9 protein-coding genes, 3 tRNA genes, 3 rRNA genes and 2 pseudogenes are annotated in these 15,869 nt (G+C 44.8%); 3 read left to right on the top strand and 14 right to left on the bottom strand.

Annotated features, from left to right (window positions below; all coding sequences use genetic code 11):
• Positions 1-27 precede the first annotated feature (27 nt).
• Positions 28-100 (top strand) — tRNA-Met (locus H8744_RS08430).
• A 239-nt stretch (positions 101-339) separates the two neighbouring features.
• Here the strand turns inward: H8744_RS08430 and H8744_RS08425 are convergent.
• The 7 genes from H8744_RS08425 to H8744_RS08395 form a co-directional block, all read right to left on the bottom strand.
• Positions 340-1,773, bottom strand: a complete 1,434-nt coding sequence (locus tag H8744_RS08425) for a tetratricopeptide repeat protein (protein WP_262434410.1) — start codon at positions 1,771-1,773, stop codon at positions 340-342.
• A 19-nt stretch (positions 1,774-1,792) separates the two neighbouring features.
• Positions 1,793-2,740 carry a PstS family phosphate ABC transporter substrate-binding protein gene (locus H8744_RS08420; protein ID WP_262434409.1) on the bottom strand — a complete coding sequence of 316 codons (948 nt, stop codon included), beginning with the start codon at positions 2,738-2,740 and terminating at the stop codon, positions 1,793-1,795.
• Between the two features lies 1 nt (position 2,741).
• Positions 2,742-3,557 carry an energy transducer TonB gene (locus H8744_RS08415; protein ID WP_262434408.1) on the bottom strand — a complete coding sequence of 272 codons (816 nt, stop codon included), beginning with the start codon at positions 3,555-3,557 and terminating at the stop codon, positions 2,742-2,744.
• 30 nt (positions 3,558-3,587) lie between these two features.
• The gene (locus H8744_RS08410) at positions 3,588-4,238 is read right to left on the bottom strand and encodes an ExbD/TolR family protein (RefSeq protein ID WP_262434407.1); all 651 of its coding nucleotides are present in this window, start codon (positions 4,236-4,238) and stop codon (positions 3,588-3,590) included.
• 12 nt (positions 4,239-4,250) lie between these two features.
• Positions 4,251-4,856, bottom strand: a complete 606-nt coding sequence (locus H8744_RS08405; protein WP_262434406.1) for an ExbD/TolR family protein — start codon at positions 4,854-4,856, stop codon at positions 4,251-4,253.
• A gap of 27 nt (positions 4,857-4,883) precedes the next feature.
• Positions 4,884-5,696: a MotA/TolQ/ExbB proton channel family protein gene (locus H8744_RS08400; protein WP_262434405.1), complete on the bottom strand. Its 813-nt coding sequence runs from the start codon at positions 5,694-5,696 to the stop codon at positions 4,884-4,886.
• Between the two features lie 147 nt (positions 5,697-5,843).
• Positions 5,844-6,278 carry a DUF8440 family protein gene (locus H8744_RS08395; RefSeq protein WP_262434404.1) on the bottom strand — a complete coding sequence of 145 codons (435 nt, stop codon included), beginning with the start codon at positions 6,276-6,278 and terminating at the stop codon, positions 5,844-5,846.
• A gap of 378 nt (positions 6,279-6,656) precedes the next feature.
• On the opposite strand from H8744_RS08395, the pseudogene H8744_RS18870 reads away from it, so the two are divergent.
• Positions 6,657-7,005, top strand: a pseudogene (locus H8744_RS18870) (ISAon1 family transposase N-terminal region protein).
• Between the two features lie 11 nt (positions 7,006-7,016).
• Here the strand turns inward: H8744_RS18870 and H8744_RS08390 are convergent.
• From H8744_RS08390 to H8744_RS08365, 6 genes are all read right to left on the bottom strand, one after another.
• Positions 7,017-7,142: a hypothetical protein gene (locus H8744_RS08390; RefSeq protein WP_262434403.1), complete on the bottom strand. Its 126-nt coding sequence runs from the start codon at positions 7,140-7,142 to the stop codon at positions 7,017-7,019.
• A gap of 366 nt (positions 7,143-7,508) precedes the next feature.
• Positions 7,509-7,619, bottom strand: a 5S ribosomal RNA gene (rrf, locus tag H8744_RS08385).
• 67 nt (positions 7,620-7,686) lie between these two features.
• Positions 7,687-10,571, bottom strand: a 23S ribosomal RNA gene (locus tag H8744_RS08380).
• A 127-nt stretch (positions 10,572-10,698) separates the two neighbouring features.
• Positions 10,699-10,772: transfer RNA gene (locus H8744_RS08375), tRNA-Ala, on the bottom strand.
• Between the two features lie 77 nt (positions 10,773-10,849).
• Positions 10,850-10,923, bottom strand: a tRNA-Ile gene (locus tag H8744_RS08370).
• A 152-nt stretch (positions 10,924-11,075) separates the two neighbouring features.
• Positions 11,076-12,598 (bottom strand): 16S ribosomal RNA (locus tag H8744_RS08365).
• The 16S, 23S and 5S rRNA genes sit together here with 2 tRNA genes alongside, the layout of an rRNA operon.
• 700 nt (positions 12,599-13,298) lie before the next feature.
• Here H8744_RS08365 and H8744_RS18865 point away from each other — a divergent pair.
• Positions 13,299-13,894 (top strand): annotated as a pseudogene (locus H8744_RS18865) (transposase); the annotation flags it as partial.
• Between the two features lie 135 nt (positions 13,895-14,029).
• Here H8744_RS18865 and H8744_RS19030 read toward each other — a convergent pair.
• Complete coding sequence (locus H8744_RS19030) at positions 14,030-15,721, bottom strand: helix-turn-helix domain-containing protein (protein WP_262434401.1); 1,692 nt, start codon at positions 15,719-15,721, stop codon at positions 14,030-14,032.
• Positions 15,722-15,869 lie beyond the last annotated feature (148 nt).

The raw sequence follows: 15,869 nt of genomic DNA, 5'->3' as shown, positions 1-15,869 counted from the left end.
AGCCGTACCTTTGCACCCGTTAAACATCGCGGAGTGGAGCAGTTGGTAGCTCGTTGGGCTCATAACCCAAAGGTCATTCGTTCGAGTCGGATCTCCGCAACACACAGAAAGAGAAGCTTTTGCTTCTCTTTTTTATTTCTACCAAATAAATCTCGGATCAATGCGAAACTCAAGGACTAACGTGAAATCCTGAAGGATTTCTGGAATTGACATAAAAAGACTGAGGTATTTTGCAATTATATACAAATCAACCACTCCCTTCAATTTAGCAATAATAAAAAGAGAGGAGCTAAGATCACTCTCCACTCCTCCCAACACGACAAACAACTAAAATTATTACTATTTGATGCCATCCAATGCCCTTTTTGCGGTAGCATTAGCGGGGTCTATAGCCAGGATTTTATTCCAGTACTCTTTGGATTCGGGCAGTTTGTTTGCTACCAGATAATAATATCCAAGATAACTGTAACATTCAATCAGTGCGGAATTGTAACGCGGGTCGTTCTTGTCGGTCAAAAATGTGACCACCTCTTCATAATAAGGTTTTGCAAGACCTTGCGTCGTTTCCGGATCAAGTGCCGAATTAGTACGTGCGCGCCAGAAATTTCCCAAATAACTATCCGGTGCAGCTGCCGCAATTATAGTAAATACAGAATCGGCTGCTGCAAGAGCAGCTTTTCTCTCATCAAAACTTACGGTAAGCGTATCACTTTGTGTACCCTTTCCGTAATAAAGTTTACCTACCTGAAACTGTAAATCGGGTGTCTGCTCATTGGCAGGTAGAGATTGATAGTATTTTTGATAGGCCAGAATAGCATTCGTATAATCATTCTTTTGCTCATAGGCATCGGATATTTCACGCCATAATTCTGTCTTAGTATTATCCAACTCAATCGCCTTCTGATATTGAACAACTGCTTCATCATATTTCTTCAGCGCACTAAGTAGATGTCCATAATACATATAATCTAAATAAGAGTAATCCACCTTATCAGCTTCAGTAAAAAACACATCCGCTGCCTTTTCTGCTTCATCGAAACGTTTCAGATCTGTATAATTATACATTGCCAAACGGTTGAAAGCGGCATGATGAGCATTTCGCTTCAATCCCATATTAACTATTTCAAGAGATCTTTCAAACTTATGATTCAGGAAAAGGGCAAAAGCATATCTGACCATATCATCCTCCGTTGCTTCCGGTGTATCGATGAAACGTGCATAGGCATCAGTAGCCTTGTCGAAATCATTATTCATATAATACACTTCTGCGAGTTTCTTATCGGCAAGTATGTTAGAAGGATCAACCGACTTCAATTGTTCCAATTTTTCTATCGCTTGCTGTGGATTGGCACCTTTATAAATATCTGCCAGCTTAAGATAAGCCTGCTCATTCTTAGGATTAAAGTAAATAGCTTGCTCATACATCTGACAAGCCACACCAGTCTCTTTTTTCGCCAAAGCGATGTCCCCTTCCAACAGCGAAACAGCTGCAGACTTATTGTCCGCCTTCTTAGCAAGCGCCAGATATTCTTCTGACTCCGCCAAGTTCCCCGCATCCAAAAAGACACGTGCAACTGCTATCACCAATTCAGGGTTTTTCTTATTCTTTCCTTTCAATAATTGTTCTGCTTCGTCCGACGCCTGCCCCGGATCGGTTTGAACCAGACTCTTCATTCTGGCAAGTCCCGCTTGCCATTCGGCATCACTCGATTGCGCAAAAAGCGAACCGGTTGCTATAAATGCCCCTGCTAAAAAGATTTGAATTCGTTTCATTGTAATTGAATTTTAGTCATTATTCGTCTTTTACATCCACTATCCTTACAGGTTGAGTGGCCGGAACAAGTCCGGATTTCAATATAATCCGCTGCCCTCTGTCGGAAGTTAAAAAAGAAGCAAATCCCCAAGGCAATGAGTTACGAGGATCGTTCAATAAAATATAAATAGGCCGTGCCAAAGGATAATTTCCATAATACAAATAAGCTTGATAAGGTCGATAGCTGTTCTCAAGAGTAGCCTTCTGCTCAGCACTGACAAACATTATCCTGATTTCATCACGAAAAGAAAAATTCGTTGTATCACTTCGATTACCCAACCAGTTGACCCCAATTACCCCAATTGCATCGGGAGTTTGAGCTACATAATCGATCACTTGCTGGTTCGTCCGCAATGCTTTCACCTCCGTGGTTGAAAGAGATTTACCACCACAGATAGAATCTGTAGCAAATCGCACGGTACTTGAATTCCGATTGTCGAAAACTACCCGAATCTCCTTTAACGGAGATTTCGGGTAGATTTCCTTCCAGTTTTTAACTTCTCCGGTCAGTATTCTACGGATATCGTTTACGCTAATTAATGAATCAGGATTTTGACGGTTCACAATCAAAGCCAACCCATCAGTGGCCAACTTTATTTCCCGCGGGTAGAATTTACGACTGTGGAAAGAGTTCATCTCTTCTGCTGTCAATGTGCGAGTAGTAATGGCTAAACGCACGCTATCTTTCAAAAGTAAATTAACAGCATCCACTTCCGTGGTATAAAGAGGTACAATTCCAGCTAAAGGAAATGTTCCTTCAAATACATCGATCTCTTCTTGTACAATCGGTTGGAAGCTTTCGTCCGCAGCTATTTCTATTACCCCAGACGTATATGTATCCGTCAATCCGTCTTTGGGTTTGCGATTGCAAGCAGCCAACATACCCAAAACACAAATACCAATTAGCCAAAACTGTTTCTTCATCATTTTACTGCAACTTAAACATTACCGGTACCGTATATTTCACTCTCACAGCCTTACCATTCTGCTTGCCTGGTATCCAGCGAGGCATGCTCTGGACAACACGAAGAGCTTCCTTGTCCAAATAAGGATCGACTCCACGGGCTACGTGGGCTTCAGCTATTGTACCATCTTTTTCAACCACGAACTGAACAATAACTCGTCCTTCCGTTCCATTCTCCTGTGCCATAACCGGATACTTAATATGCTCAGAAAGGTATTTCATCAATTCGGTATTTCCACCGGGGAATGTTGGCATCTGCTCAACCATATCGAATACTTTCTCCGGTTCAGGTTCCGCCTGAGTCACTACCTGCTTGAGATCAGCGATATCTTTACCGTTTGCTTCATCATTACCTTTGACATCAGCAATGGAGATTGCAACTTTGGTTTCCGTCAGTTCATTCTGGCTTTTAATTTCATCATCTTCATGCACTTCTTCGTCCTTTTTGATGACAGGTGCCGTAAACTTGATGGAACTTTTCAATGCCGGTGGAGGAGGAGCAACCGGTTCTACCCGCTTCATTTCCTCCTGTTTCACTTCCGGTTCTTCCAATTGCGAAAGCGTGGTAACTTCGGTCATTACCTCTTTTTGCTTAGGAGTAGCAATCTTCACAAGCGTCGGGATACTGAAACCAACCAACGCAATAATCAAAACGATTAACATCGCCAAATTATGGCGTTTAGGTGAATCCTCGCGCATCTTGAAAGCACCATACGCCTTATTCTTGCCTTTGAATATCAGCTCACACCATTCAGGAGAGGTCAAATCTATTTTTGCCATTATATATATTCTTTTTAGGTGTTAAACTTATCATTCGGCAATATTCTGTGACAATTCACCTTTCGACTCATAATTCTTCATCAGAAATTGGTCGGCTTCGGCGATATCTGTAATCACATACTTACCAATATTACATATCTGCATTTCATCGAGAGCATCAATCAGATTCTTATAAGAAGCTTCATCCGTAGCCTTAATAATGACCGTAGGCGTATTCTTTCCACTTTTTATCTCGGAAAGCCGCTTTTTAAAATCTTCATCTGATATTTTAAGTTCCAATTTTTGTTGTTTCAGATCGTTCACTTCGCGAACAGCCGCAGCATTTTTCTTTAATAGAACAGCCCGCAAACCATCAGGTTTATATGTCGTCTCTTTCAACGAGCTATAATCCTTATAGTTAGGTTCACCTTCATAATAATAAAGTTTGTCATCACTACCTAGTAACAGCGTAATAGCTTGTGAAGCTTTCACTTTACTTTGCTGTTCTTCAGTGATATTTTTGTCGTTACTCGGCATACTTATTTCCATCGTCTGAGGTTTACTCAGAGAGGTACAAAGCATAAAGAATGTAATCAGCAACATGTTCATATCGACCATCGGAGTAAAGTCTACTCTTACAGCCATCTTTTTCTGTTTGCTGCCCTTCTTCTTTTTACCGCTTTCTTGTACTTCAGCACTCATAGTTTTTCATTTTTAGTTTTCAGAAGTAGTTTTCAGAGAAGTGATAAGATTGTATCTATTTTCTCTGAGGTCCTGAAGCGAGTTCATTACTTTTTTAATCACAGCATACGGAGTATCCTGGTCAGCCTTAATTGCAATACGCAAATCAGAATTTACAGCACGTGCATTGCGCACCCATGCCTTAAATTGATTGTCAAGACTATCACAAGGAATCCCTTCATTCTTCAATATAGCATCTTGCTTATCGGACGGCAAATCGAGAAAAGTTTTCATACTCTTCATCGGTACCCCAAAAGTAGGCGAAAGTGCAAATTTCTTCTCTTGTTCGGGAGTGAAAGTTATTCCGTATTCCTTAGCCATATTTTCCAGTACCTCCTTCATATCCGATTGTTTATCCATACTCATAAAAATCTTTCCTTTAGGATCAACCAAGATAGAAAGAATATTCTTTTCAGGAATCTTAATGTCAGAAACAGAAGACGGAGTAGTCACCTGTACCGGTTCCTTTTTTACGAACGTAGAAGTCAGCATAAAAAAAGTCAACAGCAATACCGTAACGTCACTCATCGCCGTCATATCGATGAACGTACTTTTCTTTTTAATTTTTGCTCTACCCATGATCTTAATTTTTAAGGGTTAGCACATTTATTTATGAGTTGCAGCAAATGTCTGCACAATAGAGAAGCCAACTTCATCAAGGCTATAAGTCAACTTATCAATCTTATTCGTGAAATAATTGTAAGAAATTACAGCCAAAGCACCAGTAAGAATACCAAAAGCTGTATTGATCAAAGCTTCAGAAATACCTTGTGAAAGTGCCATAGAATCGGCAGAGCCACCGGCAGCCAAAGCTGCAAATGAACGGATCATACCAATTACCGTACCAAGCAATCCCATCAACGTTCCCAGAGTTGTAATCGTACCGATGATAGGTAGGTTCTGTTCCATCATTGGAAGTTCGAGAGCTGTAGCTTCCTCAAGTTCTTTCTGAATAGCAACCAATTTCTGATCTTTGGACAAAGAAGAATCTTTATCCATTTCGTCATACTTTCTTAGTGTCGCAGTTACTACATTAGCAACCGAACCTCTTTGGTTATCACAGATTTCCTGCGCTTTCTGAAGGCTTCCGGTAGCTAATGCATTCTTAATGTTAGCCACAAACTTCACCAATGAACCTTTACCAAATGCAGAACGGAGAGCAAAATACCGTTCGATACTCAGTGCAAGCACGGTTAGCAACAATGTCTGAATAACCGGCACAATTACACCACCTTTATAGATGGTTCCTAGAAAATTACCAGGCAACGGATGATTATTAGGATCGTTGTTCATAAAATTGGACGGATTCCCTAACAAGAAATGATAGATACAAACGGCTATTATAAAGCAACATATAATAACCAGTCCCGCAGATTTAATACCTTTAAAAGAGGCATTCTTTTTTTGAGTAGTTTCCATAATCAGTTTTTTGTTTTTAAAGAATTTGTTATTTGATTGAAATAAAAAAATTCAACTACGAAAAGACATAGCGCACTCTAGGCTCTACAGTCTCATCTAAGAATGTGAAACTGTACAGCAAATGTACGTTACAATCAAAATGTGGAATTAAATAATAATACGTCTCAATGCGAAAATATAGTATTCGCAACCTAATAGAGCGTAATAAGAATCCTTATCAGAAGGATGGGATTTACTTTTGTCCAGAACTAACAAATTCTCTCTTAAACAAAGTTTCTGCAAGACATCTTTTAAGAAGTCAGAGACCTCAATAGAGCGGCGCAGACGCTGAAAGGAAGAAAAGGTTTCAGATACAGGTTTCACTCCCAATTCAACATCAGAACATGAGAGTGCCTGAATTTTATCATTGTATGAAATATCTCCGTCAAAGGTAGTAGTAACTCCATTAGAGGATGAAAAAGAGGATATTTCACAAACACAATTAGAAGACGAAGCTTCTGCGCTATTCAATGCGTTGCCTTTAATGCTAAATGACAGCATCAGCAGAACAAAAAATAATATGAACTTTACAGAAGTTTTCATCGTTTTAAATGTATTAATTAGACTTCTTACGAAATCGGGCATAAATATAATGACTAAAAGAATATGATGTAGTTTTTTTTACATCTTTTAATCATGTAATTCCCGACTTTATATATGTAACATAATTCAAGGTATTTTTGTTTTAACTAAAAGATTGTTTCTTTTAAATTTCATCAATACATTTAAGTATCAATATGGATAATGAAATTATTTGATGGAAACATATGCTATTAGTTGACATATCCCAAAAGGAAATTTGAAGAATTTACAAATCGCCACGTGTATGTTAAGGCATAATAATATATGGAACCAACGTAAAACCCTGAAGGGTTATATCAGAAAACTATTAAGTTTGCTTTTTTATCAATGTTTTATGTCATGGAAACAAATGGTTGCCGCCTCTTTCTTTACTTAAGGTAATTTAGATTACTTTGATCTTGTAAACGTGCAGGAACACACTGATGAAGTTATTATTTATCTTGAAGAAAAGCATGTGGTTCCCGAACAGTATTCTGGTTAGAATATCGAAAGCAAAGACTTTTATGATCCTGTCGTTGTTCAAGACTTTCTTCTTCACAACATGAAGCTTTTCCTTAACATCCATCGCCCCCGCTGGATATCGAAAAAGAGTAATAAGTATCTCAACTACAACTGGCGTATGCCCGCTGAAGGTACTCGGATGGCACAGAATCTTGCTTTCTTTAAAAGAGCCATACTAATATATTGATCATTATCCGATTAGTTGTAACCTGTTAGGTATTCTGTATGGGGTTGACGGAGAGCTGCTGGGACATCATCACCGTAATCGTCTAAGCGGTTATCTTTGTTGGAAGTAACTGGTTCACGCACAAGACTGGCGGTCATTTGAGAAAAATATCAGTGATTACGTCTGGCCTACCTCTCCTGTGGTGAACTTTATACCATATTCACTAATCAGGTAGGCTGTGGTGGTAGAGGCAGTATTATCACTATTATAAATCATACAGTGAGTTTTGTCCTGCTCAAGCTCTCACACCACCACCGTTATTAGCTGCGTAAGATTACCTTGGATATAGTTCCCATTATTTAACAGATAGTCCGCCATTACTTCCCTGCCACCAGTGTGAACGAGCAGTTCATTCCGTCGCGCCTTCCGGGCGTCTCCGGCCTCCCGCGGGGGGGGGGGCGACGGCGGCCCGCGGCAAAAAGAAAAGCCCCCCCGCGTCCCTTCAGGGGCGGGGGGGGGCGGCAAGACGGCGGCTACCTACTCTCCCACTGTTACGCAGTACCATCGGCGTGGCCGGGCTTAACTTCTCTGTTCGGGATGGGAAGAGGTGGAACCCCGGCGCTGTAGCCACCTGAATGAGGCGGACATGACGGAAAAGCAAACGAAGGGCGAACCCGCAGGGCGGGGCGGAAAGCGCCGGGCGGACGGAAGTGGACGGGCAATTAGTAGGGCTCGGCTGTGGTATTGCTACCTGTACACCTGCCCCCTATCGACGTCATCGTCTATGACGACCCTAAGAAATCTAATCTTGTGGCTGGCTTCGTACTTAGATGCTTTCAGCACTTATCCAGTCCCGACTTAGATACCCAGCGATGCACCTGGCGGCACAACTGGCAGACCAGAGGTCGGTCCAACACGGTCCTCTCGTACTAGTGTCAGAGCCACGCAAATTTCATGCGCCCACGATAGATAGAGACCGAACTGTCTCACGACGTTCTGAACCCAGCTCGCGTGCCACTTTAATGGGCGAACAGCCCAACCCTTGGGACCTTCTCCAGCCCCAGGATGTGACGAGCCGACATCGAGGTGCCAAACCCCTCCGTCGATATGAGCTCTTGGGAGGGATCAGCCTGTTATCCCCGGAGTACCTTTTATCCTTTGAGCGATGTCCCTTCCATGCGGAAACACCGGATCACTATGCTCTAGTTTCCTACCTGATCGACTTGTGAGTCTCCCAGTCGAGCGCCCTTATGCCATTACACTCTGCGGACGGTTACCAATCGTCCTGAGGGCACCTTTAGAAGCCTCCGTTACACTTTTGGAGGCGACCACCCCAGTCAAACTACCCGCCAAACAGTGTCCTCGCAGCGCGAGTTAGAACTCAAATAACCGAAGGGCCGTATTTCAACAGCGACTCCGCGGATACTGGCGTACCCGCTTCAATGTCTCCGGCCTATCCTACACATCAATTACCCAAATTCAATGTTAAGCTATAGTAAAGGTTCACGGGGTCTTTTCGTCCCATCGCGGGTAATCGGCATCTTCACCGATACTACAATTTCACTGAGCTCACGGTTGAGACAGCGTCCAGATCATTACACCATTCGTGCAGGTCGGAACTTACCCGACAAGGAATTTCGCTACCTTAGGACCGTTATAGTTACGGCCGCCGTTTACTGGGGCTTCAATTCAATGCTTCCCTTGCGGTGACATCTCCTCTTAACCTTCCAGCACCGGGCAGGTGTCAGGCTGTATACGTGATCTTTCGATTTTGCACAGCCCTGTGTTTTTGTTAAACAGTTGCCTGGACCTATTCTCTGCGCCCCGCCTCGACGGCGGGGACCCTTTATCCCGAAGTTACAGGGTCAATTTGCCTAGTTCCTTAACCGTGATTCACTCAAGCGCCTCAGTATATTCAACCCGACTACGTGTGTCCGTTTGCGGTACGGGTACCTCGAAGATTAAGTTTAGCGGATTTTCTTGGGAGTATGCTTACGCGCACTATTGGATTGTCCGTAAGGACGCTCCATACTATCAGGTTCGACTCAGACCCCGGATTTGCCTGGGATCATCGGCATCTACACCCTTCAACCAGCTATTCCGTCAGCTGGCGGCGCTGTCACTCCTCCGTCTCCACGTCACTCTTCAAGGTAGTACAGGAATATTAACCTGTTCTGCCATCGGCCTCACCCTTCGGCTGAGCCTTAGGACCCGACTGACCCTGATCCGATTAGCGTTGATCAGGAAACCTTAGTCTTTCGGCGAGGGGGTTTCCCACCCCCTTTATCGTTACTTATACCTACATTTGCTTTTCCACACGCTCCAGCATGGCTCGCGCCAAGCCTTCGACGCCGAGTGGAATGCTCCCCTACCGATACTTGCGTATCCCACGGCTTCGGTAAAACGCTTGATGCCCGATTATTATCCACGCCAAACTCCTCGACTAGTGAGCTGTTACGCACTCTTTAAATGAATGGCTGCTTCCAAGCCAACATCCTAGCTGTCTTAGCAATCTGACTTCGTTAGTTCAACTTAGCGTTTATTTGGGGACCTTAGCCGGTGGTCTGGATTCTTCTCCTTTAGGACACGGACCTTAGCACCCATGCCCTCACTCCCGGGGTAAAACTAATGCGCATTCGGAGTTTATCAAGACTTGATAGGCGGTGAAGCCCTCGCATCTTATCAGTCGCTCTACCTCACATTAGTAACCCCCGAGGCTGCACCTAAATGCATTTCGGGGAGTACGAGCTATCTCCAAGTTTGATTAGCCTTTCACCCCCACCCTCAGCTCATCCGGAAGCTTTTCAACGCTTATCGGTTCGGTCCTCCAGTTAGTGTTACCTAACCTTCAACCTGGCCAAGGGTAGATCACTTGGTTTCGCGTCTACTCCTTCCGACTTGACGCCCTGTTCAGACTCGCTTTCGCTTCGGCTGCGCGTCTCGAGACGCTTAACCTTGCCGGAAAAAGTAACTCGTAGGTTCATTATGCAAAAGGCACGCCGTCACGGCCAAAGGCCGCTCCGACCGCTTGTAGGCGCATGGTTTCAGGGACTATTTCACTCTTCTGTTCGAAGTGCTTTTCACCTTTCCTTCACAGTACTGGTTCGCTATCGGTCTCTCGGGAGTATTTAGCCTTGCCGGATGGTCCCGGCAGATTCACGCAGGATTCCTCGTGTCCCGCGCTACTCAGGATGCCACTAGGGTTCAGTTGGGGTCGTGTACCGGATTATCACCGTCTATGATCTCACTTTCCAGAGAGTTCCACTCGCCAACTTTCGTCCCACAACGTGGTCCTACAACCCCATGCATGCCGTGACATGCATGGTTTGGGCTCTTCCCCGTTCGCTCGCCACTACTAGGGGAATCATTGTTTATTTTCTTTTCCTGCGGGTACTAAGATGTTTCAGTTCCCCGCGTTAGCCTCCATCGCAGGATGGATAGTATCCCTTCAGGATACTGGGTTGTCCCATTCGGAAATCCGCGGATCAGGGGTCATTTGCACCTACCCGCGGCTTATCGCAGCTTATCACGTCCTTCGTCGCCTCCGAGAGCCAAGGCATCCGCCATGCGCCCTTTATTACTTCTGTCCGCCGCCGCGGGAGCGAGGACGCGTTCGCACACGTCAGCGCCACCCCGGACGGCTAATACTTTCAGCTTTTCGCTTTTCGTTTACTTTTGTACATCATGTCAAAGATCGTGTCCCCTCAGGGAATGTGGAGAATAACGGATTCGAACCGTTGACCCTCTGCGTGCAAGGCAGATGCTCTAGCCAGCTGAGCTAATCCCCCTTCTCAGAAGACGGCCGGGCGGGGTTCCGGACGGGGCCGGAGAGGACCCGAGGGGAAGGGCGTCGGCCTTCTGGAAGTAGTCCCAGGCAGAGTTGAACTGCCGACCTCTACATTATCAGTGTAGCGCTCTAACCAACTGAGCTATAGGACTAGTTCAACCCGGTCTGCGTAGACCCGGCTTCTGTTTTCTCTTGTTCATCTATGCCCGCAAAGAACACGGGCGGTCGATCATATCTATAAATAAACAAGTACAAGCAGGACAGGTAAAGAACCGGAAAGAGATAAAACGCGGCACCGCTCCAGAAAGGAGGTGTTCCAGCCGCACCTTCCGGTACGGCTACCTTGTTACGACTTAGCCCCAGTCACCAGTTTTACCCTAGGGCGCTCCTCGCGGTTACGCACTTCAGGTACCCCCGGCTCCCATGGCTTGACGGGCGGTGTGTACAAGGCCCGGGAACGTATTCACCGCGCCGTGGCTGATGCGCGATTACTAGCGAATCCAGCTTCACGAAGTCGGGTTGCAGACTTCGATCCGAACTGAGAGGGGCTTTGGAGATTGGCATCCCGTCACCGGGTAGCGACCTGCTGTACCCCCCATTGTAACACGTGTGTGGCCCCGGACGTAAGGGCCGTGCTGATTTGACGTCATCCCCACCTTCCTCGCATCTTACGACGGCAGTCCCCCCAGAGTCCTCGGCGTGACCCGTTAGTAACTGGGGATGAGGGTTGCGCTCGTTATGGCACTTAAGCCGACACCTCACGGCACGAGCTGACGACAACCATGCAGCACCTTCGCAGACGCCTTGCGGCCGTCCCGTTTCCGGGACGCTCGTCTGCAATTCAAGCCCGGGTAAGGTTCCTCGCGTATCATCGAATTAAACCACATGTTCCTCCGCTTGTGCGGGCCCCCGTCAATTCCTTTGAGTTTCACCGTTGCCGGCGTACTCCCCAGGTGGAATACTTAACGCTTTCGCTTGGCCGCTTGCAGTGTATCGCAAACAGCGAGTATTCATCGTTTACTGTGTGGACTACCAGGGTATCTAATCCTGTTTGATACCCACACTTTCGAGCATCAGTGTCAGTAACAGTCCAGCGAGCTGCCTTCGCAATCGGAGTTCCTCGTGATATCTAAGCATTTCACCGCTACACCACGAATTCCGCCCACCTCTGCTGCACTCAAGGCCCGCAGTATCAACTGCAATTCCGCGGTTGAGCCGCGAACTTTCACAACTGACTTACGAGCCCACCTACGCTCCCTTTAAACCCAATAAATCCGGATAACGCTCGGATCCTCCGTATTACCGCGGCTGCTGGCACGGAGTTAGCCGATCCTTATTCGTGCGGTACATGCAAAACGCCACACGTGGCGAACTTTATTCCCGCAAAAAAGGAGTTTACGACCCATAGAGCCTTCGTCCTCCACGCTACTTGGCTGGTTCAGGCTCCCGCCCATTGACCAATATTCCTCACTGCTGCCTCCCGTAGGAGTTTGGACCGTGTCTCAGTTCCAATGTGGGGGACCTTCCTCTCAGAACCCCTATCCATCGAAGGCTTGGTGGGCCGTGACCCCGCCAACAACCTAATGGAACGCATCCCCATCGGCGGCCGAAATTCTTTAGCCCGGGGGCCATGCGGCCCCCGGGCGCCATCGGGTATTAATCTTTCTTTCGAAAGGCTATCCCCGGGCCGCCGGCAGGTTGGATACGTGTTACTCACCCGTGCGCCGGTCGCCATCTTCCCATTGCTGGGAAATGCTGCCCCTCGACTTGCATGTGTTAAGCCTGTAGCTAGCGTTCATCCTGAGCCAGGATCAAACTCTTCATTGTAAAAGTATTGTCGAGACCCGGGGCATAAGCCCCGGGCCGTTCTTGCTCTGTCATGGATGCCGCGATTTATCAAGAAAACCACCGGAACCGGGCCGAAAAAAAACGGCCCGGGCCGGAAATGACGGTTCTTTATCTTGGACCCGGCCCACCGCCCAAAAGGGCGGGGGCCGGGATGTACTACTTGTATTGTTTATCAATATTTCAAAGAACTAACTGTCTCCTGACGGCCCGGAGGCCTCGTTTCAGAAAGCGGATGCAAAGGTAGGGGTTTTGTTCGAAACCACCAAATCCTTTAAGGTTTTTTTGCTTTCCCCTTCCCCAACCGCCTCTCTCTGCGAAAGGGAGGAAAAAGAAAGAAGGAAAAAACCGGGGGCCGCCCACTGCAAGGATGTCAAGAAACGAACGCTTTACCTCTCGAAAGCGGGTGCAAAGATAGGGAAAGGGAGGACAACTCCAAAACATAAAGGGAACTTTTTTACACAAAATGAAAAACTTTTTCGCAAGGGGCTGGGAAACAGGGCGATGAAAGGAAGGGGGAAGAAAGCGAAAGGAAAGGGGGACACATTATTATATTACAAGGGGGGATTATATCATAAGGGGGGGGGCAAGAGGACGCGCGGGAACCGCGACGGAGGAGGACCGAGAAAAAAAGGAAGGGAAAGGAAGAAAGAAGGGGGAAAGGCACAAGAACATAAAAAAACAGGGGAAAGACACAAACTTTTGGTTAAACGTACTTACAGACCTACAGGGCCTAGTGTTCAAGATACCTTTATTGCTTATGTCGATAATAGTTTAAAAGGCTTCCCTGATGCCATTCAAAGCGTATCCCTGATACCATAGTACATCTTTGCATAGCCCATCAGATACACCACTCAATCAAATACGTTGGCAGTAAACACCAGAAGGAGTTTCTCAAAGAATTGAAACGGGGCTATGAGGCTGGCAATAAGGATGCAGCAAAAACAGAACGGCTTAATCCGGATGAGAAATGAGGCGAAAAATGCCCAATCGTTATCAAATCATGACAAGATAACTAGGAGAGGTTTACTAAATATTTCCAGCTTACACCGGATATACACCGCATGATTTATACCATAAATACGGTTGAAGATTATCACTGCCAAATACGGAAAGTAACCAAAACAAGGGGTATTCCCTAACGACACCACACTTGAAAAGCTTGTTTACCTAGCTTATCACAACCGACGAAAGAAATGAACCATGCCATTAGCCAATTGGGGATCTATTGCGCAACAACTGGCGATAAAGTTTGAAAATAGATTTAATTTGTTGTAACTTTACGCTCGTCGAGAGTGCTACACCCCTTGAAGCTAGACGTTCCCCGACCGATGAGTCTGAAAAACAGAACATGCCCCAGTTTACTTTACACACCCAAACGATATTATCTCCCAAATATAAAAACAAAGCCAATCATCCTTCCTCCTCTTCTTCAATAATTACTTCCTTACGAGCCATTTTCTGATAAAGAGACGGAGTGATCCCAACATTCCTTTTAAAGGATACCACAAAATTGGTTACAGACTTGAAGCCAACATCCTCGGCAATAGCTTGAATAGTAAGGCTTCCATATTTTTCCGTATTCAGAAGTCTCTTACTAGCTTCACGAATGCGGTATTCATTTATAAAAGTTCTGAAATTCTTATTGTACGTATCATTAATTACCCATGAAACATACTTCGTATTTGAATTAACAAGTTTTGCCAACTGATTCAAGCTAAAATCCGGATTGAATACATAGGTACCATCCTCCATCACCTTAAGAATATCTTCTAATAACTTTTCAGTATGTTCAGTACTCAATGCAGGAGACAATTTCTTATCACCCATGTTCTCCATCTCTTTGGTATCCATCGCGTGTACCTCCTTACTTTCTCTCGCTTCTTCCACTTGCCGGCACTTTTTCAGCAGTTCCACTACCGACAGATATTTCTTTTGCATCTGCTTGTACTTCTCATCCGAGTCGATCAATTCACTATTCCGGTTAAAGAGAGTATGATATGCACGTTGCAGCATTTTATTCTGCCGAACAATGAAGAAGATCAATACCAAAACAATACAAAAGCAGACAGATACGACAATAATAATCCAACGCTGAAGATTTATCCGATCGCTCAACTTACCGATATATGTATTATTTTGTTGTTCTTCATATCGCACCAATTTGTTCTTTACCTTATTATACTCCCTTTGATTGATGGAATCAGAAAAAGAAATATATAAAGCCTGATAATGGTTCGCCAAAACACTATCCGAATTTAACCCATATAATTGGGACAACAATTTATAACATTCCGCCATTTGCATGGTATATCCTTTTCGTGCGGCAATCTCCTCGCTTTTCCTCAGACACTCTATTGCCAGCATGATTTCCCCCTTTTCCCTATATACATTACTCAGTTCCCTATATTCGGCAGCCACGAAACGCTCATCCAAGACTCGCTGACAGGCATACTCCAAGGCTTGCTTATGAAAATAAATCGCTCCGGAATAGTTTTCCTCTGTCTGTGCAATAAGTGCTTGATTGATCAAATTATAAAATGTATGCATCTCTATATCCTTAACAGGGAGTTTGATAAGCTTCTGATGACACTCTTTCGCCTTGTCCGGCTGTAACATATAACAATAGGTACTGATCATATTGGTGAGAAATTTCACTTGCATATCAAAATCATTGTTAGCCACACAACGATTATATCCTTTGTCGTAATAGAGCAATGCTGTCTCATAATCTTTGAAGAGCATGTAAATATTGCCAATATTTCCCAAGCAACGGTCATACAAAGCTTCATTCTTCGCCCTTTCGGAAGCCTCCAAGCCGAGTATATAATAATCAAGCGCCTGAATATACTGCTCTTCAATCTGGCAAATATTCCCTGCCGAACTGAATCCTCGGGCAAAAAGATTCGGATCGTTTAAAGGCTCTTTTTTATAAATAGGAACCAGCTTACTATAATTATCCAATGCCTCAATCCAGTTACTATCACGGTAACAGGCTTCTCCTTTTTGGAACCATACTTGGGCGGGACTTATATCTGCATCGACTCCCATTCCCCAAATTTGTACATTCAATGAAAGAGCTAAAAGTATAAGAAATAGTTTCACTGACATCTTTTTAATCTGTTTTCTGCAAATATAACCATTAATTCAGGATATAAAACAGCATTTTACTTTCAAAAACAACACCTTATTCAAGAATCGGTTGATTTTCCATTTTCAAATATTGCAGGTATCCGCTACATTTGCTTTCGGA

Origin of the sequence: Jilunia laotingensis (genome assembly GCF_014385165.1) — a bacterium.
Taxonomy (GTDB): domain Bacteria; phylum Bacteroidota; class Bacteroidia; order Bacteroidales; family Bacteroidaceae; genus Bacteroides; species Bacteroides laotingensis.
This window is presented reverse-complemented; position numbering and strand designations above follow the sequence as displayed.